Here is a 22,904-nt window from a genome sequence, read left to right on the forward strand (position 1 = left end):
CATATGGTCGATTTCATTTTAATAATATTATTACTTTTTGGTTTTTTAATCGGGTTAAAAAGAGGTTTCATTTTACAAGCATTTCATCTAATTGGCTTTATTGTATCATTTATTGTTGCGATCATTTATTATGATGATTTAGCATCAAAATTAGCGCTTTGGATACCATATCCAGAACTTTCTGGAGACAGTTCATGGGCTGTTTTTTTACAATCGCTGCCACTTGAAGTTGCTTTTTACAACGCAATCGCCTTTGCTATTATCTTTTTCGCGGTAAAAATCATTTTACAAATTATTGCCTCCATGCTCGATTTTGTAGCCGAATTACCAATATTGCATTCCGTTAATCGTATATTGGGTGCGGTTTTGGGGTTTTTAGAAATATATTTGCTACTGTTTATCATATTGTATATATTAGCCCTAACTCCTGTTGGCAATGTGCAATCTTGGATAAGTAATTCATTTATTGCACAACTGATTATTGAACATACACCAATATTATCTGAGCAATTAAAAGATTTGTGGTTTACACACATAGAAAGTTTGTTTGATTTTTAGACGATAAAGAGGCTGATTCAAAATACTAGGGTATCCATTTGTGTCTCATGTACAATAGGTATAACCTTAAATGAATCAGTCTTTTTGCATCGATGAACGAGTAAAGCAGGTGAAATTGAACATGACAAAGAATAAAAAAGATGTATTGAAGCTACTTGAAGAAATAGCGGTCTATTTAGAATTAAAAGGGGAAAATCCGTTTAAGATTTCTGCCTATAGAAAAGCGGCACAAGCTCTTGAACGAGATGATCGATCATTAACTGAAATAGATGACTTCACGAAAATAAAAGGTATTGGTAAAGGTACGGGCGATGTTATTACTGAATTTCTAGAGCACGGAGAATCCGTAACACTACACCAATTGGAAAAAGAGGTTCCGAATGGACTAATACCGCTATTAAACTTGCCTGGCCTCGGTGGTAAGAAACTGGCTAAATTGTACCAGCAACTTGGTGTATCGGATGCTGACTCATTAAAAGAAGCTTGTGTTAGTGGACAGGTAGAACAGCTTGCTGGATTTGGTAAAAAGTCAGTTGAAAAAATTATACAAGTGTTAGAAGACGCAAATAATCGCCCAGAACGGTTGCCAATAGCAACAATGCTGCCACTTGCTGAACAAATGGAAGCACGATTAAAAGAGATCCCAGCGATCGAAACATTTTCGCAAGCTGGGAGTTTACGTCGCATGCGTGAAACAATCAAGGATTTAGATTTTATTATTGCAACGATGAAACCACTTGAAGTTAGGGATGCACTGTTGGAAATCGACAATATTAAAGATGTAATAGCAAGTGGGGAAACTAAAGTATCGGTTACGATTGATGATGTTTTTGATATAAATGTAGATTTTCGAATTGTGAAACCAGAGGAATTTGCGTCAACCCTTCACCATTTTACTGGGTCAAAGGATCATAATGTTGCTATGAGACAATTAGCAAAATCCCGTGGTGAAAAAATCAATGAATATGGGATTGAACTTGATGAAACAGGCGAAATTTTGACGTTTAAAACGGAAGAGCAATTTTTTCGGCATTTCGGATTGACGTACATTCCCCCCGAAGTCAGAGAGAATACCGGTGAGGTTGATGCCTTTAAGAAAGATATGGACCTTGTTCAATTAACGGATATTCGCGGTGATTTGCATATGCATACGACATGGAGTGATGGGGCTCAATCGATAGAAGAAATGGTGAATCAAGCCCGAGCAAAAGGATATGACTATATTGCGATTACTGATCACTCTAAATTTTTGCGTGTGGCGAATGGTTTAAATGAGACAAAACTACGAAAGCAACGAGAAGAAATTGCGAGATTAAACGAAAAATACGGAGATATTCATATTTTTGCCGGAGTTGAAATGGACATTCTGCCTGATGCGACATTAGATTTTAGCGATGAATTTTTGCAAGAAATGGACTTCGTTATTGGTGCTATTCATTCTAGCTTCAGCCAGTCCAAAGAAAAAATTATGGCGCGGTTATATACCGCATTGGAAAATCCATACGTTTCATTGATTGCTCATCCAACTGGTAGATTGATCGGCAGACGTGATGGTTATGCTATTGATATCGATAAATTAATTGAACATGCAAGTGAGACAGGAACGGCGTTGGAAATAAACGCGAATCCAAATCGGTTAGATTTATCTGCTGAATGGGTACGAAAAGCACAGGAACAAGGTGTAGCAATCGCAATAGATACAGATGCACACAGCTTTCATATGCTTGAACATATGAAGTATGGCGTTGGTACGGCAAGACGCGGTTGGTTACAGAAGGAAACAATCATCAACACATGGTCAAAAGAGAAACTAATGGAATTTATGAACCGTAAGAAATGATAAAGGAGTAAGCAGGAATGAATGAACGTATTCTCCAAGTACTTGAATTTAATAAAATATTGGAATCTCTGACAAGTCAAGCTGCAACATCATTGGGAAAAGATCTTGCGTCTTTATTAAAACCAGCAACAGATTTGCAGGACGTGAAGGCCCTGCAGCAAGAAACAGATGAAGCTGGACAAGTTGAACGACTAAATTTATCGATTCCACTTGGTGGGATATCTGACATACGGGCAAGCGTAAAACGAAGTATCATTGGTGGTGTATTAAATACCGGTGAATGCCTTGATGTTGCCAACACGATTTACGGCGGGAGACAAGTCAAAGAGTTCATCGCCAAACTAGAAAAAAATCTCCCCATTTTAGAGGGATTGGTTGAACAAATTACGCCTTTACGCGAGTTGGAACGTCAAATAAAAAGCTGTATCGATGATCATGGGCAAGTGATGGATGGTGCATCAGTTAAATTACGTAGCATTCGATCTTCCATTCGCACATATGAATCAAGGGTTCGCGATAAACTAGATAATTACACAAAATCGAAGAGTAACATGCTTTCCGATGCGATTATAACGATTCGAAATGACCGTTATGTCTTGCCTGTTAAGCAAGAGTACCGTGGAACAATTGGCGGGATTGTGCATGATCAGTCTGCATCAGGCCAAACGTTGTTCATGGAACCAAAAGCTGTTGTTGATCTTAATAATCAATTGCAAGAAGCTAAAGTGGCAGAAAAACAGGAAATAGAGCGTATTTTGCGTGAGTTAAGTGAACACATTGCTGGAGCAGAAACATTTTTACTTGAAAATGTTTCTGTGTTAGCTAAAATTGATTTTATGTTTGCCCGGGCTAAACTAGGTAAGCAAATGAAAGCAGCAATGCCCAAGATGAATGATCAAGGTTTTATTAAGATGATGCAGGCACGTCACCCCTTGATTCCAGCGGATAACGTGGTTGCTAATGATATTGAAATTGGAAAAGATTACACTTCAATTGTCATCACCGGACCTAATACTGGTGGGAAAACAGTAACATTAAAGATGATTGGTTTATGTACATTAATGGCACAATCAGGGCTACAAATCCCTGCCTATGACGGATGCGAAATGGCTGTTTTTGAGCATGTTTTTGCAGATATTGGCGATGAACAATCAATTGAACAAAACTTAAGTACTTTTTCTTCACACATGACTAACATCGTTAATATTATTGAGCAAGTTGATAACAAAACATTGGTATTATTCGATGAACTTGGTGCAGGGACAGATCCACAAGAAGGTGCAGCACTTGCAATGTCTATTTTGGATGAAGTGGTATCAAGGGATGCGCGTGTGATTGCAACGACCCATTATCCAGAATTAAAGGCATATGGCTACAATAGGGAAAATGTAATTAATGCTTCGGTAGAATTTAATGTGGAAACATTGCAGCCGACTTATCGATTATTGATCGGTGTTCCTGGGCGAAGTAATGCATTTGAAATTTCAAAGCGGCTAGGATTAAACGATTCCATTATTGAACGTGCAAAAGATCAAGTTGGAGTCGATTCGAAAAGTGTTGAAAATATGATTGCTTCGTTGGAACGATCACAAATACAGGCTGAGAAGGACTATGAGGAAGCTCATCAAACATTAATAAAAAGTGAAGAACTGCGCAATGAAATTCAAAAAGAGTGGCAGCAGTTTGAATATAAGCGTGAGGAATTATACAAAAAAGTTGAGAAAAAGGCAGAAAAAGCATTACAAAAAGCTAGGGAAGAGGCAGAACTAATTATCAATGAGATTCGTGGTATGAAATCCGCTGCTGATTTAAAAGAGCATGAATGGATCGAAGCGAAAAAGATGCTTGAAGAAGCAAAACCGAAGCTTTCCTCCAAGCCATCAAAGCAGGCAAGCAGACCAACAAAAGAGTCCAAAAATGAACTGCATCCCGGTGATGAGATTAAATTGCTAACCGTGAACCAACAAGGGACGGTTTTGGAAAAAGTGAATGAAGATGAGTACCTAGTCCAGGTTGGGATTATGAAGGTAAAGGTAAAACGAAATGATCTTCAGGCTGTTGGAAAGCAAAAGAAAACGATGGAAAAACCATTAACAACTGTAAAAGGGTCAAACTATCATGTACGCCCAGAACTTGATTTGCGTGGGGAGCGCTATGAAGAAGCCCTACTCCGTTTAGAAAAGTATATTGATGATGTATTACTAGCTGGTTATGCAAAAGTATCCATTATTCACGGGAAAGGAACAGGGGCACTTCGGACAGGTGTGCAGGATTTTGCGAAGCGACATCCAAGAATCAAGAATAGTCGTTATGGATCGATGGGTGAAGGCGGAAGTGGTGTAACGATCATAGAATTACAATAACACACAGCGTACGTGGGGAATGGAGTGTTCAAGGATGAATGGTTTTTGGGAAAATGTTTTTGTCGAGACTGCAGCACGCTATAGTGTGGTTATTTTATGTACGATTGTATTTTTGGCTGTGTTCGAACTTGTTACATCCTATAAGAATTGGGAACAAATCAAGAAAGGAAATTTTGCGGTAGCAATGGCAACAGGCGGGAAAATATTTGGTATTTCCATCATTTTTCGCTATTCCATCGAACACAATGATACACTATTACAAAGTATCGGCTGGGGAGTATTTGGATTTTTATTGTTGTTGGTTGGTTATTTCATTTTTGAATTTCTAACCCCAACAATAAAAATCGATAAAGAGATTGGTAAAGGGAATAAGGCAGTAGGATTTATTTCCATGTTGATTTCAGTGGGATTATCCTTCGTGATTGGGGCAAGTATAGGATAAGGGGAGAAGAACGAGAGTGGAAACATTAGCTAAAGTTTTACTTGTTGTAGCAGTTATTTTTATTGTTGTGGGCGTCGTGTATTTACTATAAAAATTAATTATTTTCAGCAAATTGATGAAAAATATTTCAAAAAATACAAATTAATCGGTATACTATAATTATATAGTATAAGGAGGAGATGAAATGGGGGAGGAAAAAATATGGCATGCTCATTATCCAAAGGAAATACCAACAAGTGTTTCCTATGATGAGAAGCCATTACACGCTTTTTTGATAGAAGGTGCTAAACGATACAAGGAAAAGAAAGCGCTTCATTTTATGGGGAAGGAAATTTCATTTGCGGAAGTCTATCTGCAAGCAAAGAAAATGGCTCATTACATGCAGCAGCTTGGTTTGAAAAAAGGTGACCGTGTTGCGGTAATGTTACCGAACAGTCCACAGTCTGTAATTAGCTATTATGGGGCATTAATGGCTGGGGCAACCGTTGTACAAACAAACCCTTTATATAAAGAACGTGAATTGGAATATCAATTGAACGATTCAGGTGCTACGTTTATCGTTTGTATGGATATCTTATTGCCAAGAGTAAATAACGTAAAAGAAGCAACGTCTATTGAACATACAATTGTTACAGCTATTAAGGATTATTTACCGTTCCCCAAAAACATTGTTTATCCGTTTATCCAAAAAAAGCAATATAATATGGTTGTTAAGGTTGAGCAAACCAATGATACTCACGTATGGACGGATATTATTGCAAACACAACGGATAACTACACAGAAGTCGAAGTAAACCCAAAAGAAGATTTGGCTTTGTTACAATATACTGGTGGAACAACAGGGCATCCCAAAGGTGTTATGCTGACGCACTTCAATCTCGTTGCAAATGTTCAAATGTGTCAAGCATGGTTATACAAAGCACAGCAAGGAAAAGAAGTTGTGTTAGGTGTGTTACCATTTTTCCACGTTTATGGTATGACAACCGTCATGAACATGTCGATTATGTTCGGCTCGAAAATGGTCTTGCTACCAAAATTTGATGCGGAAGAGGTTCTAAAAACAATTCAGAAACAAAAAGCAACGTTATTTCCAGGGGCACCGACAATTTATGTTGGGTTATTAAATCATCCCAATTTAAAAAAGTATGATTTGTCATCGATAGAAGCCTGTATAAGTGGTTCAGCTCCACTACCGGTTGAGGTGCAGGAACAATTTGAAAAAGTGACAAATGGACGGCTGGTTGAAGGGTATGGATTGACCGAATCATCCCCTGTAACTCATGCAAATTTTGTTTGGACAAAACGCGTGAATGGAAGTATTGGGATTCCATGGCCTGATACAAATGCTAAGATTTTTTTGTCGGATTCATTAGATGAGGCGGAAATTGGTGACGTAGGTGAACTTGCAGTGAAGGGACCGCAAGTAATGAAAGGCTATTGGAACAACCCTGAAGAAACCGAAAAGGTGTTAAAGGATGGCTGGTTATTTACCGGTGACCTCGGCTATATGGATGAGCAAGGTTATTTTTACATTGTCGATCGTAAAAAAGATATGATTATTGCTGGAGGATATAATATTTATCCAAGGGAAGTAGAGGAAGTTCTATATGAACATGAAGGTGTACAGGAAGCTGTTGTTGCAGGTGTACCGGATATGTATCGTGGTGAGACCGTTAAAGCATATGTGGTGTTGAAATCAGGCTATAAACTTAAAGAGGAAGATCTAAATAAATATTGCCGTAAGCATCTAGCAGCATATAAAGTACCGAGAATATACGAGTTCCGTGATGAACTGCCAAAGACAGCAGTTGGGAAAATTTTAAGAAGAAGTTTAGTTGATGAAGAGAAAGAAAAATTGCAAAAAAATAGTAAGACTGTCTGAGCTTCGTGCTCCCCTTTTTCCTGATAAATGGGACAAGTTCTATATTGACATAATCAATTTGTGAAGGTACAATATAAAATATGAATGATCGTTCATTCATATTTTATACCAAGGTAAGCACTAAGGAGATAAAGATGAAGAAAAACAAGCCAAAATACAAACAAATTATTGAAGCGGCTGTTGAAGTTATTGCGGAAAACGGCTACCATGCGTCACAAGTTTCTAAAATTGCCAAAAAAGCTGGCGTAGCTGATGGGACAATATATTTATATTTTGCGAACAAAGAAGATATTCTCGTTTCTTTGTTTGAAGAGAAAATGGGCCAATTTGTTGAACAAATAGCCATCAGTATTGATAAAAAACAAAATGCAAGTGAAAAACTGCATACATTAATTGAAATGCATTTCCATCAACTTGCACAAGACCATAATTTGGCAATTGTGACACAGTTAGAATTGCGCCAATCAAACACAGATTTACGTTTAAAGATTAATAGTGTTTTAAAACCTTATTTAGCTGTTATTGATAATCTCATTTTGGAAGGTATTGAAGAAAATATCTTTCAAGAAACTTTAAACCTTCCACTAGTGCGACAGATGATTTTCGGGACCTTGGATGAAATTGTTACAAATTGGGTTATGAAGGAACAAAAATACGATTTAGTAGGGCAAGCTTCACAGGTTCATGGATTGTTAATAAATGGGCTTTCGACAAAATAAGAAAAGCGCTTTCACATTTTTCTAGTGAGTCGTTTAATTTTCTGCTATGATAGTGATAGAAAGGGAGGATTAAATTTTGGGAACTTTAGGATATGAAACAGAAAATCACATTGCAACATTAACCATTAAAAGCCCACCTGCAAACGCTTTATCTAGTACATTGATAAATGATCTAGCTGAAAAGCTTGATGAAATAAAAAAGGATGAATCAATAAAAGCTGTCGTTCTAAAAGGTGAAGGGAAGTTTTTCTCTGCAGGTGCCGATATTAAAGAATTTACTTCCTTACAAAACGCTACGGATTATCAAACACTATCCGAAAAAGGTCAGCAGTTGTTTGATCGAATCGAGCATTTTCATGTGCCTGTAATTGCGGCAATTCATGGTGCTGCTTTAGGTGGAGGCTTAGAACTTGCCATGTCTTGTCATATTCGAATCGCTTCAGAAAATACCAAACTAGGATTACCAGAATCAACACTCGGAATTATTCCCGGATTTGCCGGAACTCAGCGGTTACCACGTTATGTCGGAGCTGCGAAGGCGTACGAAATGATTTTAACTGGGGAACCTATTCACGCGCATGAAGCTCAAGCTTTAGGTCTTGTTAATCGAGTAGTTGAAAATGAAGAAGTTTATCCCGAAGCTATGAAACTAGCAGAAAAAATCGTAGCAAAAAGTAAATTAACGATTAAACGAATAATGAAGTTAATTCCATACTCGATTGTTGATCAGTTCGCAGCAGGAGCGAAAGCGGAGGCTGAGGCTTTTGGCGAAATATTTGGTTCCAATGATGCTAAGGAAGGCGTACAAGCATTTATAGAAAAACGTAAGCCTAATTTCCTGGATAAATAATATCGGTTGAACACTAATTAAAGAGGAGGATATCGCATGAATATCTATGTTTTATTAAAAAAGACGTTTGATACAGAGGAAAAAATTGTAGTATCTAACGGTCAAATTGAAGATGATGGTGCAGAATTTATAATTAATCCTTATGATGAATATGCTGTAGAAGAAGCGATTAATCAGCGTGATGCACATGGCGGAGAAGTTACAGTTGTGACAATTGGTGACGAAGAGTCGGAGAAACAGCTTCGTACTGCACTTGCCATGGGCGCCGATAAAGCAGTCTTAATCAATACGGAAGATGACTTGGAAGACGGTGACCAATTTACGACAACCAAAATTTTGGAAGCGTTTTTTGAGGATAAAGACGCTGACTTAATCTTAGCCGGGAACGTGGCAATTGACGAGGCGAGCGGTCAGGTTGGTCCTAGATTAGCTGAACGTCTTGGGATTTCATATGTAACGACTATTACTAACCTTACTATTGATGGTGATAAAGTAAATATTGACAAGGATGTAGAAGGTGACGTTGAAAAAATCGAGACGACTTTACCTGTTCTGGTTACTTGTCAACAAGGATTGAATGATCCGCGTTATCCATCACTTCCAGGGATTATGAAAGCGAAGAAAAAACCATTGGAAGAGTTAGAGATTGATGATCTTGATCTTGACGAAGATGAGTTGGAACCAAAAACAAAGACAATTGATGTATTCTTACCACCAGAAAAAGAGGCAGGTAAGGTGCTTGAAGGTGAGCTTGATGCCCAAGTTCAAGAATTAGTTTCTCTACTTAAAAACGATGCAAAAGTACTGTAAACCTTTATTTTAGAAAGGAGAAAGACTTATGAGTGATAAACTACTAGTTATTGGTGAAACAAGAGATGGTTCATTGCGTAATGTTACATTTGAAGCAATAGCTGCAGCGAAAAAAATAAATACAGACGGTGAAATTGTTGGGGTTGTTTGTGGAGATAATGAATTAAAGTCACTTGCTCAAGAAATGGTATATTATGGAGCGGATCGTGTTATCACGATTAAACATGACGATTTAAAAATGTATACATCAGAAGGCTATGGCCAAGCTGTTTTGGCGGTGATCAATGAAGAATCTCCAAGTGGAATTGTAATGGGCCATACATCAATTGGGAAAGATTTAACACCTAAACTTGCAAGTAAATTAGAAAGTGGATTAATTTCAGATGTGACAGATATTGAAGTGGATGGGGACAAAGCGGTTTTCATAAGACCCATTTATTCCGGAAAAGCTTTTGAAAAGAAAATTAACACGAGTGACCCTGCATTTGTTACAATCCGTCCGAATAACATTCCAGCACTTGATCGTGATGAATCCAGAACGGGAGAAATTACTGCAAAAGATGTAGATATTTCAGATGTTCGCACGGTTATTAAAGAAGTGATACGTAAAGCTTCGGAAGGTGTTGATCTATCTGAGGCCAAAGTAATTGTAGCTGGTGGACGCGGTGTAAAAAGTAAAGACGGCTTTAAGCCATTGCAGGAACTCGCTGACCTGTTAGGCGGTGCGGTTGGAGCTTCACGAGGCGCGTGTGATGCAGAGTACTGTGATTATTCATTACAAATTGGGCAAACAGGAAAAGTGGTAACACCGGATTTATATATTGCTTGTGGAATCTCAGGTGCAATCCAACATTTAGCGGGTATGTCTAATTCGAAAGTGATTGTCGCAATAAATAAAGATCCAGAGGCAAACATATTTAATGTTGCTGACTATGGCATCGTTGGGGACCTATTTGATGTAATTCCAATGCTAATTGAAGAACTTGAAAAGGTTAAAGTATAATTAACTATAGAGCCTGCCCAATAACTGGGAAGGCTCTATTTCGTACGAACGTGAATAGATACCGGTATTACAAGCAAACTATTCGCAAGGTTATACGAACGATGTTATACTCATAAAAAGAGTTAATGATTAATTGAGGAGGAAAATATATATGGCAATTTCACATGTAACAGATCAAAATTTCGCAAAGGAAACTGCTGAAGGCTTGGTTTTAGCTGATTTCTGGGCGCCATGGTGTGGACCTTGTAAAATGATTGCACCAGTGTTAGAAGAAATTGATGGCGAAATGAGCGAAAAAGTACAAATTGTAAAACTTGACGTAGATGAAAATCAGGAAACAGCTGGTAAGTATGGCGTTATGAGTATCCCAACATTATTGTTGTTTAAAGATGGAAATGTTGTAGACCAAGTAATTGGTTTTCAGCCAAAAGAAGCATTGGTTGAACTAATCAATAAACATGCATAATTAGGCAAATTAGGTGATGTTGAAACTGGGCATTTTGTAATGTGTCCACAAAATAATGATTAATACTATGGAAAATCCCTTGTTACGATTGTGGCAAGGGATTATCTTTCGTTATACTGATTTGTATTAGGTGTTTATAAAGAGGGGGGGATATTTTGAATCAAATAATTAAAGAAAAATTAGCTGTTCTCCCAGCATTACCAGGTTGCTACTTAATGAAAGATAGACAGAATACAGTTATTTATGTTGGAAAATCAAAATTATTAAAAAATCGAGTTCGATCCTATTTCACAGGAGCAAACGATCGAAAAACACAGCGGTTGGTTCAAGAAATTGAGGACTTTGAGTACATTGTGACGTCATCGGAAATCGAGGCACTTATTTTGGAAATGAATCTAATCAAGAAGTATGATCCTAAATACAATGTCTTGTTGAAAGATGATAAAACATATCCATATTTAAAAATTACACATGAACGGCATCCGCGCTTACTTATTACACGGAAAGTTAAAAAGGACAAAGGGAAATATTTTGGCCCCTATCCCAATGTATTAGCGGCAAGAGAGACGAAAAAACTGCTCGACCGATTATATCCATTGAGAAAATGTAATAACCCGTCTGGCCGTTTTTGTCTATATTACCATATGGGCCAATGTCTAGCATGCTCGGAAACTCCTCCATCTGAGGAAACATATAAAGAGATTGTCCAAAGCATTACCTCTTTCTTAAATGGTGGTCATAAGAAAATAAAAAATGACCTCAATCGTAAAATGTTAGAGGCGAGTGAACAGTTGAATTTTGAACGGGCAAAAGAAATGCGCGATCAAATTCATCATATTGAGGCCGTGATGGAACAACAGAAAATCACCTTAAATGATCAAGTGAACCGTGATATATTTGGGTATAGTTTTGATAAAGGTTGGATGTGTATTCAAGTCTTTTTTGTAAGACAAGGAAAACTTATCGAACGAGATGTGTCCGTTTTTCCATTTTTCGATGAACCAGAGGAAACATTTATTAGTTATATTGGTAGGTTTTATCTACATCAGAATCACCCCAAACCAAAGCAAATTTTAGTTCCTGTTGGTAGTGATACAGATTTATTAAAAAAACTTTTAGAAATTGATGTTCATGTACCATTACGTGGCAGAAAAAAAGAGCTAGTGGAATTAGCAACAAAAAATGCCGGCATTTCCTTGAAAGAAAAATTCTCATTGATTGAACGTGATGAGTCCAGAACAATTAAAGCAGTCGAACAATTGGGAGAGATTTTAAATGTTGAAACACCTCACCGGATAGAAGCGTTTGATAATTCCAACATTCAAGGGACTGACCCAGTTTCAGCGATGATCGTGTTCATTGATGGTCGCGCAAATAAAAAAGACTATCGGAAATATAAGATAAAAAATGTTGAAGGTCCAGATGATTATGAGACTATGAGGGAAGTTATTCGTCGGCGTTATTCACGTGTTTTAAAAGATAAATTACCGCTTCCTGATTTAATTATTGTCGATGGAGGTAAAGGGCAGATGAGTGCTGCTTTAGATGTGTTGGAGAATGAATTGGGATTGGATATTCCTTTGTGTGGGTTGGCAAAAGATGATAAACATAAAACAAGTGAATTGTTGTATGGTTTTCCACCAGCCGTAGTTCCTTTATCTAGACAATCACAGGAATTTTACCTCGTACAGAGAATTCAGGATGAGGTTCACCGATTTGCGATTTCGTTTCATCGCCAGCTTCGTGGGAAAAACTTGGTTCAATCTGAGTTGGACAAAATACCAGGTGTAGGTGAAAAGAGAAGGCGTTTGCTGCTAACTCATTTTAAATCAGTTGGAGAAATTAAACAGGCATCACTTGAGGATTTAACAAAACTTGGTATACCCAAAAATACTGCGGAACAAATTATTACGCACTTAAATGAAGAAGAAAAGTAGGTACTGTATTTCATAGAACAGTACCTTTCGTCTGTTTACAAATTTCTTTCATGTATAAATTATGGAAAATTCAACCTGAAGGATTTTCTTGTTGATTTCTTCCAGGCATTCACATGATATACCTTTAATCAACTGAAGTGATTCTGCAAGAAAGCCTGCTTCAATACGGAATTCAGTAGGAAATGGGGCATTTAAGCGGTTTGCAACTGAATCAGCCATAAGATTAAAAATAAGTTCTTTTCTTTTTTCTTTTACCAGTTCCAACCTGCCCCATCCTAATTTTTCAAAAATCTGATAGACATCTTCCAGTGATTGTATTTCAAGTTTTCGAGCCAAATTTTTTCCTATGAAATAGAGGAGTGTATTTGCCTCGGAGCCTAATAATTCAGGTAAGCTTATGTATCTTAACACATTATATCCAGCACCAGAAGATTGCAACTCGTCAAGTAGAGTAATGGATAGTGAATTTTGATCCTTTGCCATTGATGTCATCCTTTCTGTCTAAAAAAAGCGATCTATTTTGCACCCAATAGATTTGATGAGAATCATTTATTTTTATTATCCATTTAATTATGGAGTTGCGCAAGGGTCCATTTTTTCTTTTTCTATTCCTTTTGAATGTTTTCTATCTAAAAAACAAGCTGCATATAACCAAATACACGCAAATAATCACAGTTGTAAAAATTTATAGCTTGTTTTCTTGACGCTTATTGTAGATAGAAGTACAATAAATGTGTCACAAATTGTACATTTTTAGGCAGTAAAAGGGAACAACTAATAAACAATGGCATTACTGTTTAGAAACAAGTGCAAAACAAAATAATATTACATAACTTAAGGGGGGTAACACATGGCGGAACAACGCGAGTTTGGTTATCGCAGACTTCACTCACTATTAGGAGTAATTCCAATCGGGTTATTCTTGATTGTTCACTTAGTGGTGAACCATTTTGCTGTGTATGGAGCAGAAAGCTTTAACGATGCAGCTGGGTTTATGGAAAGTCTGCCATTCTTGATTGTATTGGAAATAGTAGTCATTTATCTGCCAATTTTGTTTCATGCAATATTAGGGGTATATATTGTATTTGTAACAAAAAGTAATACGAAAAGATATGGTTATTTTCGAAATTGGATGTATTTGTTGCAACGTGTAAGTGGAATTATTACACTGATTTTCATTGCATGGCATGTTTGGGAAACACGTATCCAAATCTGGCTTGGCAATGCAACATTAGATTTTAATCTGATGGAAGGCATTTTAACAAATCCTGCAATGTTCTGGTTTTATATTGTGGGTGTTATTTCAACTACATTCCATTTCGCAAACGGATTGTGGAGCTTTTTGGTGTCATGGGGTATTACACAATCACCAAGGTCACAAAAAATTGCTACATATGCTACACTGATCGTATTTTTACTAATTAGTTATATCGGTGTACGCGCTTTAATTACATTTGCTTATGGAGTTTAAGACAATTAACAGGGAGTGAGTTTTAATTATGAGTAATCGCAAAGTCATTGTTGTCGGCGGTGGTCTGGCTGGTCTTATGGCAACAATAAAAGCAGCTGAAGCAGGTGTACGTGTAGATTTATTTTCTCTCGTACCTGTAAAACGTTCTCACTCTGTATGTGCCCAAGGCGGTATAAATGGTGCCGTTAATACAAAAGGTGAAGGGGATTCAACCTGGAGACACTTTGATGATACAGTATACGGTGGCGACTTTTTGGCAAACCAGCCGCCTGTAAAAGCTATGTGTGATGCTGCACCAAGTATCATTAACATGCTTGACCGGATGGGAGTTATGTTTAACCGTACCCCAGAAGGTTTACTTGATTTCCGACGCTTTGGCGGAACAGAGCATCATCGTACGGCATATGCAGGTGCAACTACTGGACAACAGTTATTGTATGCATTAGATGAACAAGTAAGACGCTATGAAGTAGATGGTTTGGTAACAAAATATGAAAACTGGGAGTTTCTTGGAGCAATCCTTGATGACGAAGGTGTTGGCAAAGGAATTGTCGGACAAAATATTAAATCACATGAAATTAAATCGTTCCCTTCCGATGCAACCATTATGGCAACTGGTGGTCCTGGAATTATCTTTGGTAAATCAACGAATTCTATGATTAATACAGGATCTGCAGCAAGTACGTTGTATCAGCAAGGTGCAAAATATGCTAATGGTGAATTTATCCAAATTCATCCGACAGCAATTCCTGGTGATGATAAACTACGATTAATGAGTGAATCTGCACGTGGGGAAGGCGGTCGTATTTGGACTTATAAAGATGGTGAACCTTGGTACTTCTTAGAGGAAAAATATCCTGCTTACGGAAACTTGGTAACTCGTGATATCGCAACACGTGAGATATTTGATGTTTGTGTAAACCAAAAGTTAGGTATTAACGGTGAAAATATGGTATACCTTGATTTATCTCATAAAGATCCAAAGGAATTGGACGTTAAACTTGGTGGTATCATCGAAATTTATGAAAAATTCGTTGGGGATGATCCACGTAAAGTTCCAATGAAAATTTTCCCAGCTGTTCACTATTCAATGGGGGGACTTTGGGTAGACTTTGATCAAATGACTAGCATTCCAGGGATTTTTGCTTGTGGAGAATGTGATTATTCACAACATGGCGGAAACCGTCTAGGTGCTAACTCATTACTGTCAGCTATTTATGGTGGTTCAGTTGCTGGACCAAACGCAATTAAATATATTGATGGACTTGACACACATGTAGAAGATATGTCATCTGAACTTTTTGATGCTAAACAAAAAGAAGAACAGGATAAATTTGAAGAGCTTATGAACATGAAAGGCGAAGAAAATGCTTATCAGCTTCATAAAGAGCTTGGAGATTTGATGACAGAAAACGTTACAGTAGTTCGCTACAATGATAAATTGCTGGAAACCAATGAAAAAATTAAGGAACTACAAGAGCGCTGGAACAACATTAATATTAATGACACATCACGCTGGAGCAACCAGGGTGTTATGTTCACACGTCAATTGAAAAATATGCTTCATTTAGCTCGTGTAATAACAATGGGTGCATACAACCGTAATGAAAGTCGCGGTGCACACTATAAACCTGATTTCCCTGACCGTAATGATGAGGAATGGTTGAAAACAACGATTGCACAATTTGACAAAGAAAACAACGCTCCAACGATTTCTTACGAAGAAGTAGACACTTCGTTAATTGAACCAAGATTACGGGATTATTCTAAAAAACACTAAGGGGAGAAAATAAAAGATGGCTGAACAAAAAACAGTTACATTTATCATAACTCGACAAGACAGCCCAGATTCTGCTCCTTATGAGGAAACGTTTAATATTCCTTATAAAACAAATATGAATGTTATTTCTGGGTTGATGGAAATACGGCAAAATCCGATTAATGCAAATGGGGAGAAAACGACACCAGTTTATTGGGAAATGAACTGTTTGGAAGAAGTTTGTGGTGCATGTTCAATGGTTATTAATGGAACTGCGCGTCAATCTTGCGCAGCATTGGTTGATAAGCTAGAACAACCAATCCGCTTAGAACCAATGAGTACATTTCCTGTTGTTCGTGATTTAATTGTTGATCGCGAGCGTATGTTTGATGATTTAAAACGGATCAAGGCATGGATTCCGATTGATGGTACGTATGATTTAGGACCAGGACCACGTATGCCTGAGAAAAAACGCCAATGGGCATATGAATTGTCCAAGTGTATGACTTGTGGTGTTTGCTTGGAAGCTTGTCCAAATGTTAACGATAAATCAGACTTTATTGGACCTGCATTACTTTCTTTACCACGTCTATACAATGCGCATCCAACTGGAGAAATGAACAAGAGTGAACGGTTAGAAGCATTAATGGAAGACGGTGGTGTATCAGGATGTTCAAACGCACAAAACTGTGTGCAAGTATGTCCTAAAGGTATTCCATTGACGACTTCTATCGCAGCAATGAACCGTGCAACAAATATACAAGCGTTCAAAAACTTCTTTGGCAGTGATAACGCGCAATAATAAATTTTCAAGTTTATAAATACCATGGTCCTTACCTTTAAATGGTAAGGGCCTTTTTTAAAGAGTAAAATTAAATAGTGTACAAAAAGTCACCGTTGACATTTAGCGACTATTTGTACAACCCCTTTTAGAAAAAATAGAATAGGAAAGGAGAAACGCATGAAATCAATTTCGTACATTGAGGATATGGAAAAGTGGAGAGAAGCGTTTTCTTTTTTTATTCCAATTAAAATCCGTTTCTCTGAGACTGATATGTATGGTCATGTTAATAATATATCTCCATTTATTTATTTATTTTGAAGAAGCTCGTATTGAATTTTTAAAGTCCATTGGATTATTCAATAACGCACAAAATGAAGATGGCATACCAGTTGTTGCAGATTTGCAATGTGATTACCATAAGCAGATGTTTTTTAATGACAAAATAAACTTATATGTAAAAGCGAATAGCGTCGGAAATACTTCTGCTGATATTCATTATATGGCACTAGACGACAAAGGTGATATAACATTGACTGGAAGAGGACGATTAGTACATATTCATCCGAAGACTGGTAAACCAATCGCATTAACCGATATCATGAAACAAAAATTGAAACGTTGATCTAAAAACCGGCTTTCGCTTAGCGAAAAGCCGGTTTTTATTAGAGCTTTAATTCCCCCATACGAAGGAGCTCTACTACTGCTTGTGAACGCCCCTTGACTCCTAATTTTTGCATAGCATTTGAAATATGGTTTCGGACAGTCTTCTCAGATATAAACAGTTCCTGGGCAATTTCTTTTGTTGTTTTGTCTTGTACTAAGAGTTCGAATACTTCCTTTTCCCGTTTTGTTAATAATTGCTTCGGTTTATACTCGTTGTCCTTCAAATGTTAACCCCTCCTTACTGTCATAGAGCTGCAGAATGAAGGGAAATTATTTAGTCACTAATAGCTTATGAAGATGTATGTAATCGGTGAGCACAAATTGAAGTGACTTCTGGATTATTTCATTAAATTCACAGTTATAGCGTTATAGAATAGCAACAACCTATGTAATACAGGAACAGTTTGTATGTTGCTAAACGGGCGCTTATGCAATTCTTGTGTTAAAATAAGAAAAGAGTTTGAGCATATGTACGGGAGGTAACCCACTTGAAAAATGAAATCTCAACAGAAACGATCGCTGATTTAGAAAAAAGATTACGTTATATAGCAGGTGTTATCAAGCAAAATGGTCGAAAAATATTAGCGAATTATCCCATCACCTCACCGCAATTTATTGCTCTACAGTGGCTGATTGATGAAGGTGATTTAACAATTGGAGAACTATCTAAAAAAAACGGTTTAGCATTTAGTACGACAACAGATTTAGTTGATCGGATGGAAAAAAACAAACTAGTGGAACGAAAGCGAGATACTAATGATCGACGTGTTGTACGGATACATGTGTTAAAAAAAGGAAAAACAATTATTGAGGAAGTTATTGCAAAACGGCAGGAATATTTAGGTGATGTTTTAAAAAGTGTTTCACTTGAACAGACAAGTGCCCTAAACGAGCTATTATCAATATTATATGAACAAATGAAAAGTATACACGAAAACTAACAGCGAAGATGAGGCGATTTTTTGGATTCGGCAATTGGAGTTATTGATTCGGGAGTTGGAGGCCTAACAGTTGCGCATGAGCTTATGCGTCAGCTACCAAAAGAAAAATTAATTTATTTAGGTGATACACTAAGATGCCCATATGGGCCGCGGTCAAGAGAAGAAGTAAAAAAATTCACTTGGGAAATGGTCGAATTTTTATTGAAAAAAAAGATAAAAATATTGGTGGTAGCTTGTAATACTGCTACCGCTTTCACATTAGCAGAGCTACAAGAAAAATTACCAATTCCGGTCATAGGTGTTATTCAGCCTGGGGCGCGGGCAGCGATTAAATCTACGGAAAATGGTCATGTTGGTGTAATTGGAACAGAAGGGACAATTAACAGTAATGCATACCCGGAGGCCTTAAAGGACATTCGTGCAGATATCCATGTAAATGCCTTAGCATGTCCGATGTTTGTTCCAATGGTAGAGCGAGGAATACTAGCAGGTAAAAAAGCAAAACAAGTCGTAGAGGAAGCGTTACAACCGTTACAAGAAAAAAACGATATGGATACGTTGATTCTTGGATGTACACATTATCCGTTACTTAAAAATACCATTCAAGAAGTAATCGGTAATAATGTAACTGTAATTTCCTCAAGCGAAGAGACTGCCAGGGAAACAAGTACAATTTTAGAATTCCACAATTTGTTATACAGAGGTAATCGAATTCCAAATCATCAATTTTATACGACAGGGGATTTAGCGATTTTTAGTAGAATAGCGAAAGAAATTTTTAAAACAACCATAACTGATTTTAAAACCGTTTCAATTGAAAAAGCAGTCATTAGTTAATATCAAGATTATATATTTTTGATATTTTTTCTTTATTGATTGGTCTAATTTTACGATGGGCTCGTATATATAATAGTACAAACCATCGTAGGAGGGAAAATCATGAAAAAGCGCGGCATATTACTTTTGACTGGAATAATGAGTATTTCCATCATATTGACAGGATGTTTTGAAGGGGAACAATCATTAGAGAAAATGGATCCGCCGCAAGATGCGGAAAAAGTAAATAACCTTGAAAATGCAACGTCAGATGGGAAGACTGCAAATGAAAAAGATAAGGCAGATGAAACCGAGGATGCAGCTGAAGAAAAGGTTGAGCGGCAATTATTTTTGATTGATGCAAATGGATTGGTTGCACCCCAAACATTAGAAATACCGAAAAATGATTCAAAAGAAGTTGCTGCACAGGCATTGGAGTATTTAGTAAAGGATGGTCCAGTCGCTAATTTATTACCGAATGGTTTTCAAGCAGTTCTACCAGTTGGAACGGACGTTCTGGGATTGGATTTAGAAGAAAATGGCACGTTAATAGTAGATGTCTCGAAAGAATTTGAGGACTATGAAGCAAAAAATGAATTGAAAATATTGCAAGCAATGACATATACATTAACACAATTTGATAGTGTCGATAGAATCCAGTTGCGCATAAATGGCTATCCTCAAGAAGAAATGCCTGTAAATGGAACACCAATTGGAGAAGGTTATTCAAGAGCAAATGGTATTAATTTAACGGATACAGATACAATTGACCTAATTGATAGTAAAGCAGTAACCATGTATTATCCTACTGAATACAATGATTCAAAATACTTTGTCCCAATCACCGAACATATAAAAGCAGATGAAGAGGAGCTTTACCAGTCGATTGTCACTTCATTGTTTGATGGTCCAGGGTATAGTGTCAATGCAAAACAAGTCTTTAATGCGGGTGTATCACTAGCTGCCGATCCTACACTAGATAGTGGTGTTCTAGAATTAGTTTTTAATAAAAAGATTATGGAAGATGCAGATAAAAAGATGATCTCGGATGATGTGATGGGTACGCTCGTTCGGACATTGACGGAACAGCGAGATGTAGAAGCTGTTCAAGTGAAAGTGGAGAATGTGGAGAAACTATTTAACGAGAATGGGGAAGAATATAACAAACCAGTGACAAAGGAAATGGTTTCACCAACAGAAAAATTATAGTATGGGTGGCTGGATTGTACAGCCTCCCTTTTTGTTTGAGTATAAGAAAAAAAGAATGATTTCTAATTCAACCCTGATGTATGATCATGTTGCGATAGTGAAAAATATGTTACGATAATGGTTGATACAAGGAGGAGTTTTTATATGAGAAATGACCAACGTAATACAAATAGTTTACGACCAATTACCATTACATCTGATTTTGTAAAACATCCTGAGGGTTCCGTTTTAATACAAGTTGGTGACACTAAAGTAATATGTAATGCAAGCATCGAAGACAAAGTTCCTCCATTTATGCGCGGACAGGGGAAGGGCTGGATAACAGCAGAGTATGCAATGTTGCCTCGGGCCACTGACCGACGGAATATTCGTGAATCATCTAAAGGTAAAGTAAGTGGCAGGACAATGGAAATCCAACGGTTAATTGGTAGGTCATTACGAGCAGTTGTTGACTTAGAAAAGATTGGGGAACGCACAGTCTGGGTGGATTGTGATGTCATTCAAGCCGATGGTGGAACAAGAACTGCGTCAATTACAGGGGCATTTGTTGCTGTTGTACAAGCTTTTGGTAAACTTTTGGAAAATAAAACATTGACAAAAATGCCGGTTACAGATTACTTAGCAGCAACCTCTGTAGGAGTATTACCTGACAGGACAGAAATATTGGATTTGAATTATGAGGAAGATGCAAAAGCAGATGTTGATATGAATATTGTCATGACGGGTGCCGGTGAATTTGTCGAAATTCAAGGGACAGGAGAAGAGGCAACATTTACAATGAACCAATTGCAAGCTATGCTTGGACTAGCATCGAATGGATTATCGGAAATTATTGAAAAACAAAAAGAAATATTAGGGGAATTGGCAAATAGAATTGGAGAAACAGCACGAAATAATGATCCAGGAGTAGGCAGATGAACCAAATAATTATTGCGACAAAAAATCAAGGAAAAGCAAAAGAATTCAATGATTTCTTTAATCCATTTGGCTGGGATGCGATTTCGCTCTTGGATCTACCTGAAACAATACCAGATGTGGAAGAAACGGGTACTACTTTTGAAGAAAATGCTGCTCTAAAGGCAGAAACTATCGCAACCAGAATGGAATCTCCCGTTCTGGCCGATGATTCAGGATTGATCATAGATGCATTGGATGGACGACCAGGCATCTACTCTGCAAGATATGCTGGACTGGAAAAGAATGATCAAGCAAACGTTAATAAGGTATTAGAAGAATTAGAAAACGTCCCACTTAATCAGCGATGCGCGCGTTTTATTTGTGTACTTGCTATTGCCCGACCAAATCAACAAACTACATTTTACAAAGGGATCTGTGAAGGGAAAATTGCACTTTCACCTAAAGGTTCACATGGTTTTGGTTATGATCCAATTTTTATTCCCGATGGCTATGAGAACACAATGGCTCAATTAACACCAGATGAAAAGAATAAAATAAGTCATCGCAAGAAGGCTATTTCCCAATTAGAGCTTGAATTTTTAACGTAGTATATAAAGAGAATGAAGTCATTATTTTTATTATAAAGAAGATGTTCAAAAAGTCCGGTATACCTCCTTTTTGAATACGCGCTAAAAGAGGTGATTGAATTGCCAAAAGTTTTAATCATTAGTGATAGTCATGGTTTAACAAACGAAATTGAACAAATAAAAGAAAAACTTGCAGTCGATCATATGATCCATTGTGGGGATTCGGAGTTGGATTTAGACGCACCAGAACTTGCTGGTTTTGTTAAAGTAGGAGGGAACTGTGATTTTGACACTAGATTTCCTGATGAACAGGTTATCACAATAGCGAATATTAACGTCTATATAACGCATGGACATCTGTATCAAGTAAAAAGAAATTTAATGCCATTATCATATCGTGCCCAAGAAACAGGAGCTCGTGTTGTCTGTTTTGGTCATACTCATATTGCTGGAGCGGAGAAATCTGGAGATCAATTGTTCATTAATCCAGGAAGTATACGCTTGCCCAAAGGTAGGCAAGAAAAGACATATGCGCTTATGGAATGGAGTACAGAGGATAATGTGACTGTATTTTTTTACACAATTGATGGAGAAAGAGTGGATGAACTTACATATCATACCACTTTCTAAACAGTGTAAAAGGCTTGTCAATAGCCTGGTGAACAACCGGAATTGGTAAGCCTTTACAGCTATTTTTGATTTATGTATTGACAAAAAGGACCTTAGTAGATATAATTATTCTTGTCTCTTAAAGAGTATCTATATGGCATTGATTTAAATGCATTTGAAAATATAGAGGCATGAAGTGTGTGAATAAGATTTAATATCCAAATGCGGGTGTAGTTTAGTGGTAAAACCTCAGCCTTCCAAGCTGATGATGAGGGTTCGATTCCCTTCACCCGCTCCA

General features: G+C 37.2%; 22 protein-coding genes, 1 tRNA gene and 1 pseudogene. 22 read left to right on the forward strand and 2 right to left on the reverse strand.

Annotated features, from left to right (window positions below):
* Positions 1–3 precede the first annotated feature (3 nt).
* The 11 genes from ACW2QC_RS10130 (at position 4) to uvrC (ending at position 12,870) form a co-directional block, all read left to right on the forward strand.
* Complete coding sequence (locus ACW2QC_RS10130; RefSeq protein ID WP_457543851.1) at positions 4–558, forward strand: CvpA family protein; 555 nt, start codon at positions 4–6, stop codon at positions 556–558.
* A 121-nt stretch (positions 559–679) separates the two neighbouring features.
* Positions 680–2,398, forward strand: a complete 1,719-nt coding sequence (polX, locus tag ACW2QC_RS10135; protein WP_457543852.1) for a DNA polymerase/3'-5' exonuclease PolX — start codon at positions 680–682, stop codon at positions 2,396–2,398.
* A gap of 17 nt (positions 2,399–2,415) precedes the next feature.
* On the forward strand, positions 2,416–4,761 hold the full coding sequence (locus ACW2QC_RS10140) for an endonuclease MutS2 (RefSeq protein WP_457543853.1): 2,346 nt from the start codon (positions 2,416–2,418) through the stop codon (positions 4,759–4,761).
* Between the two features lie 34 nt (positions 4,762–4,795).
* On the forward strand, positions 4,796–5,203 hold the full coding sequence (locus ACW2QC_RS10145; protein ID WP_457543854.1) for a DUF350 domain-containing protein: 408 nt from the start codon (positions 4,796–4,798) through the stop codon (positions 5,201–5,203).
* 184 nt (positions 5,204–5,387) lie between these two features.
* Positions 5,388–7,085 (forward strand): long-chain-fatty-acid--CoA ligase, encoded by a 1,698-nt coding sequence (locus ACW2QC_RS10150; RefSeq protein ID WP_457543855.1) that lies wholly within the window; start codon positions 5,388–5,390, stop codon positions 7,083–7,085.
* A 134-nt stretch (positions 7,086–7,219) separates the two neighbouring features.
* Positions 7,220–7,804 (forward strand): TetR/AcrR family transcriptional regulator, encoded by a 585-nt coding sequence (locus ACW2QC_RS10155; protein WP_457543856.1) that lies wholly within the window; start codon positions 7,220–7,222, stop codon positions 7,802–7,804.
* Positions 7,805–7,880: 76 nt separating this feature from the next.
* Positions 7,881–8,654: an enoyl-CoA hydratase gene (locus ACW2QC_RS10160; protein ID WP_457543857.1), complete on the forward strand. Its 774-nt coding sequence runs from the start codon at positions 7,881–7,883 to the stop codon at positions 8,652–8,654.
* A gap of 36 nt (positions 8,655–8,690) precedes the next feature.
* The gene (locus ACW2QC_RS10165; RefSeq protein WP_457543858.1) at positions 8,691–9,464 is read left to right on the forward strand and encodes an electron transfer flavoprotein subunit beta/FixA family protein; all 774 of its coding nucleotides are present in this window, start codon (positions 8,691–8,693) and stop codon (positions 9,462–9,464) included.
* 28 nt (positions 9,465–9,492) lie between these two features.
* Positions 9,493–10,467: an electron transfer flavoprotein subunit alpha/FixB family protein gene (locus ACW2QC_RS10170; protein WP_457543859.1), complete on the forward strand. Its 975-nt coding sequence runs from the start codon at positions 9,493–9,495 to the stop codon at positions 10,465–10,467.
* 151 nt (positions 10,468–10,618) lie between these two features.
* Entirely contained in the window at positions 10,619–10,933 is a 315-nt protein-coding gene (gene trxA, locus ACW2QC_RS10175; protein WP_457543860.1) for a thioredoxin, read from the forward strand.
* Between the two features lie 155 nt (positions 10,934–11,088).
* Positions 11,089–12,870 carry an excinuclease ABC subunit UvrC gene (uvrC, locus tag ACW2QC_RS10180; RefSeq protein WP_457543861.1) on the forward strand — a complete coding sequence of 594 codons (1,782 nt, stop codon included), beginning with the start codon at positions 11,089–11,091 and terminating at the stop codon, positions 12,868–12,870.
* A 48-nt stretch (positions 12,871–12,918) separates the two neighbouring features.
* Here uvrC and ACW2QC_RS10185 read toward each other — a convergent pair whose 3' ends face one another.
* Positions 12,919–13,353, reverse strand: coding sequence for a YslB family protein (locus ACW2QC_RS10185; RefSeq protein ID WP_457543862.1), 435 nt, complete (start codon positions 13,351–13,353; stop codon positions 12,919–12,921).
* Between the two features lie 367 nt (positions 13,354–13,720).
* Between ACW2QC_RS10185 and ACW2QC_RS10190 the strand changes: the two genes are divergently transcribed.
* From ACW2QC_RS10190 to ACW2QC_RS10205, 4 genes and pseudogenes are all read left to right on the forward strand, one after another.
* Positions 13,721–14,341 (forward strand): succinate dehydrogenase cytochrome b558 subunit, encoded by a 621-nt coding sequence (locus ACW2QC_RS10190; RefSeq protein ID WP_457543863.1) that lies wholly within the window; start codon positions 13,721–13,723, stop codon positions 14,339–14,341.
* Positions 14,342–14,369: 28 nt separating this feature from the next.
* Positions 14,370–16,121 carry a succinate dehydrogenase flavoprotein subunit gene (sdhA, locus tag ACW2QC_RS10195; RefSeq protein ID WP_457543864.1) on the forward strand — a complete coding sequence of 584 codons (1,752 nt, stop codon included), beginning with the start codon at positions 14,370–14,372 and terminating at the stop codon, positions 16,119–16,121.
* A 16-nt stretch (positions 16,122–16,137) separates the two neighbouring features.
* Positions 16,138–16,902: a succinate dehydrogenase iron-sulfur subunit gene (sdhB, locus tag ACW2QC_RS10200; RefSeq protein ID WP_457543865.1), complete on the forward strand. Its 765-nt coding sequence runs from the start codon at positions 16,138–16,140 to the stop codon at positions 16,900–16,902.
* A 159-nt stretch (positions 16,903–17,061) separates the two neighbouring features.
* Positions 17,062–17,506, forward strand: a pseudogene (locus ACW2QC_RS10205) (acyl-CoA thioesterase).
* A 40-nt stretch (positions 17,507–17,546) separates the two neighbouring features.
* Here ACW2QC_RS10205 and ACW2QC_RS10210 read toward each other — a convergent pair.
* On the reverse strand, positions 17,547–17,771 hold the full coding sequence (locus ACW2QC_RS10210) for a helix-turn-helix domain-containing protein (RefSeq protein WP_010651078.1): 225 nt from the start codon (positions 17,769–17,771) through the stop codon (positions 17,547–17,549).
* Between the two features lie 264 nt (positions 17,772–18,035).
* Between ACW2QC_RS10210 and ACW2QC_RS10215 the strand changes: the two genes are divergently transcribed.
* The 7 genes from ACW2QC_RS10215 to ACW2QC_RS10245 all read left to right on the forward strand — a co-directional run bounded on the left by ACW2QC_RS10215 (position 18,036) and on the right by ACW2QC_RS10245 (position 22,904).
* The gene (locus ACW2QC_RS10215; RefSeq protein ID WP_457543866.1) at positions 18,036–18,488 is read left to right on the forward strand and encodes a MarR family winged helix-turn-helix transcriptional regulator; all 453 of its coding nucleotides are present in this window, start codon (positions 18,036–18,038) and stop codon (positions 18,486–18,488) included.
* 21 nt (positions 18,489–18,509) lie between these two features.
* Positions 18,510–19,325, forward strand: a complete 816-nt coding sequence (gene racE, locus ACW2QC_RS10220; RefSeq protein WP_457543867.1) for a glutamate racemase — start codon at positions 18,510–18,512, stop codon at positions 19,323–19,325.
* Between the two features lie 102 nt (positions 19,326–19,427).
* On the forward strand, positions 19,428–20,513 hold the full coding sequence (locus ACW2QC_RS10225) for a GerMN domain-containing protein (protein WP_457543868.1): 1,086 nt from the start codon (positions 19,428–19,430) through the stop codon (positions 20,511–20,513).
* A 144-nt stretch (positions 20,514–20,657) separates the two neighbouring features.
* A complete protein-coding gene (rph, locus tag ACW2QC_RS10230) occupies positions 20,658–21,431 on the forward strand; it encodes a ribonuclease PH (RefSeq protein ID WP_457543869.1) in 774 nt (257 codons plus the stop codon).
* Positions 21,428–22,018, forward strand: coding sequence for an XTP/dITP diphosphatase (locus ACW2QC_RS10235; RefSeq protein ID WP_457543870.1), 591 nt, complete (start codon positions 21,428–21,430; stop codon positions 22,016–22,018). Before rph ends, ACW2QC_RS10235 begins: the two co-directional genes overlap by 4 nt.
* A 90-nt stretch (positions 22,019–22,108) precedes the next feature.
* Positions 22,109–22,627, forward strand: coding sequence for a metallophosphoesterase family protein (locus tag ACW2QC_RS10240; protein WP_457543871.1), 519 nt, complete (start codon positions 22,109–22,111; stop codon positions 22,625–22,627).
* A gap of 203 nt (positions 22,628–22,830) precedes the next feature.
* A tRNA-Gly gene (locus ACW2QC_RS10245) sits at positions 22,831–22,904 on the forward strand.

The sequence above is a fragment of the Virgibacillus sp. FSP13 genome, assembly GCF_054048505.1.